General features: G+C 65.7%; 3 protein-coding genes and 1 pseudogene. 1 reads left to right on the forward strand and 3 read right to left on the reverse strand.

The window, feature by feature from the left end:
* Positions 1-181: hypothetical protein (locus EN745_RS33165; RefSeq protein ID WP_145992283.1), on the reverse strand; the 181-nt coding region annotated here is incomplete at its 3' end.
* A 202-nt stretch (positions 182-383) separates the two neighbouring features.
* Between EN745_RS33165 and EN745_RS33170 the strand changes: the two genes are divergently transcribed.
* On the forward strand, positions 384-1,679 hold the full coding sequence (locus EN745_RS33170; RefSeq protein ID WP_126056470.1) for a lipopolysaccharide biosynthesis protein: 1,296 nt from the start codon (positions 384-386) through the stop codon (positions 1,677-1,679).
* Positions 1,680-1,690: 11 nt separating this feature from the next.
* On the opposite strand, the gene EN745_RS33175 is transcribed toward EN745_RS33170, so the two are convergent.
* Positions 1,691-2,614, reverse strand: coding sequence for a DUF6492 family protein (locus tag EN745_RS33175; protein WP_127423194.1), 924 nt, complete (start codon positions 2,612-2,614; stop codon positions 1,691-1,693).
* A pseudogene (locus EN745_RS37355) lies at positions 2,611-2,757 on the reverse strand (glycosyltransferase); the annotation flags it as partial. The pseudogene EN745_RS37355 and the gene EN745_RS33175, both read right to left, overlap by 4 nt.

Consider the following 2,757-nt stretch of genomic DNA (forward strand, 5'->3'; position numbering starts at 1 on the left):
AGCGCGTCTCGCGCTGCGCGCGTGCGAGACGGTGGCGCTCCGCCGCATCCTCACGCCATGACTGGTTGGCGCGGTCGCCGATCGCGACCAGAGAGGCGTCATCCTCGCCACGCATGGCCTGACCGAGCGCCAGCAGCGAGCGCTCACGCCTCCAGTCCTCACGGTTGTCCCTGTCGACCATTGTCTTGGAGCTTTACTCTTCGGCGGCTTGGGAGAGGCGGTCGGCCAATCGTTAAGCCACGCTAAACAGGCATAGGAAACAAAAGGTTAATTTCGGCGCCAGAAAGGCGAGTTTTCGCGCCCTGATTGCATGGTTTTCGGGCGCAGTCGAAGCCTCTCCAGAACGGCACGTTAAGCTTTCCGGCCTATGGTCCGGCGGATCTATGACCCATGCCAGCGACATACCGCAGAGGCGGAGCCTCACCCGGATCGGCGCCTTCGTGGCCGCGCGCCGGAAGCTGGTTTTCGATTATTTTTCCGCAATCAGCGGCGCGGGCGGACGGCTGGTGTTCTCGCTCGCCTATTTCATCGCGCTGGCCAACACGCTGTCGATCGCCGAATTCGGCATGTTCGCCACCGCTTCGGCGGCGGGCGTCATGCTGTCTCGCGTCCTCGCTTTCGGCTTCATCTCGGCGCTCTACCGCACCGCCACGATCCGCCCCAACCTGATCGGCACCTTCACCGCCGGCTTCCTGCTGCTCGGCATCGTCTCGCTGCCGGTTCTGGCGGCGGCATCCTACGTCGTCTACCTGATCTTCTTCGCCGGCACCGTGCCGCTGCCGGTGTTCGCCGCGGTCGTCTTCGCCGAGGCGCTGCTGTGGCGGCCGGTCGAGGTGGCGCTGATCGTCAACAACGGGCTCGGCAAGTTCGGCCGGGCCGCCGTGCTGGCGATCCTGGCGACCGCGCTAAGGGCGCTCGGCGCGGTGCTGTTCATGCTGGCGGCGCAGCACAGCGTCGGCGTCTGGTCCTGGTACTACATCGGCGCCAACGCGGCTTCGCTCGCCATCGCCTTCGGCTTCTTCTATCCGCGCCAGCGGCTGCGACTGCGCACCGAGCTTTATCTCAGGCGGCTCGCCGACTCGATCTATGTCGCCGGCGCCGAGGTCCTGTTCTACCTGCAGATGGAGTTCGACAAGCTGCTGGTGCTGTCGATCGGCGGCGCTCATCTCGCCGGCATCTACGCCATCATCATGCGCCTCGTCGACCTGACGGCGATCCCGATCCGCACCTTCTCGATGATGCTGGTGCAACGGATGATGCGGGCACCGGAGCTCTTGTCGCGGCTGGCCGTCAAGAGCGGCATCGAGGGCGGTGTGTTCCTGGTCTCGACGCTGGCGCTCGCCGCGCTCGGCATCGTGCTGCATTTCTTCCCCAACGCGCTGGGCAGGAATGTCGCGGAGGCGGCGCCCCTGGTGGCGCTAGCCATCTGCGTGCCCGGCCTGCGCAATCTGGTCGAATACCAGGCCGAGTTGCTGTTCGCGCGCGGCCAGACAGCCGTCCGGGCGCTCAATCTCGGCCTGCTTGCCGGGCTCAAGGCGGTGCTCCTGATCTATGTGCTGACGACGATCGCCGACACGTCCAACCTGGTGCTGTCGCTCAACGTCGTCTTCCTGCTGCTCTATCTCGCCTCGGCGTTTCTCACTTACTCGGCGATGCGCAGGCCGGCCAAGGCCATCTAATTCTGCTTAGGCTAAGCGAGCCCGATCAGGCGGCGGATGCGGCCGATGTCGGTGCCGATGAAGGACTGCAAGCCGATCGCCACCTGTTCGGGCGCCATGCCGGCAACGAAACGGCGGAAGTCATCGTCCGACAGGGGCTCGCCGGTCCAGTGGACGCGGCAGAATTCTTCCGAACCGTGAAAATGGCCGGCCCCCTCCGACACGTCGTCGACATAGCGGCCGTAGATCATGCATTCGGAGAATCTTCGCGCCGAGCCGAGGACCGCGACCCAGTCGCGGCCATGCACATTCTCGATCCGGCTGCACATCGCCGTGACGGTCTCGCGCCGCCAGGCGATCAGCGTCGAAATGTAATCGTGCACCGTGATCTTGGTCGGATCGATGCCGAGCGCCGCGCCGGCATTACGCGACCAGATGCGATGTTCGTCATGACCATCGTTCGCCAGGACGCCATCGCGCCGGAACAGCCGCACCTTACCGTCACGCCAGAAGGCACTGGCGTCGAACGGCCTGAGAAAGGCGACGTCGGAATCGCAGAAGATCAGCACGTCCTCGCCAGCATGGCCGGCAATGGCGATGCGGCGGAGCTGCTGCGCATGCCAGCCGCGCAGCGGCTGCGTCCTCAGGCTGAGCCAGACGCGGCGGCGAAACAGGGAGAACGGATCGTCGACGACATGCAGCCAGCGCGGCAGGAGATCGCGTTCGTCGACGACGATGCGACGGTGGTTCTCCAGTTGGCGAAACAGCGCCACGTCGCGATGCTCGACCAGTATGTAGTGGCGCGCGAACCCGGAAAGCTGGCGGTCCATCGTCTCGCACAGCAGACGGCAGCGTTCGAAATCCGGCGCATAGCTGGCGGTCACCACCGCGGCCGTCGGCGCCGGCGGCAGCCGCTGGACTTCGGCCGTTGCATCCGGGACGAAGCGGCTGTTCAAGGACGCGCTCCGGCGGCCGAGAATTTCTGCCTGGCGACGCGCCACAGGAACAGCGGGTTGCCGACGACGTAGCGGCGCCAGAGGCGGCCTGGCTCGATCAGCAGCCGGAACAGCCATTCGAGCCTGAGACGGCGCATCCACAG

This window comes from Mesorhizobium sp. M4A.F.Ca.ET.022.05.2.1 (assembly GCF_003998845.1).
Classification (GTDB): domain Bacteria; phylum Pseudomonadota; class Alphaproteobacteria; order Rhizobiales; family Rhizobiaceae; genus Mesorhizobium.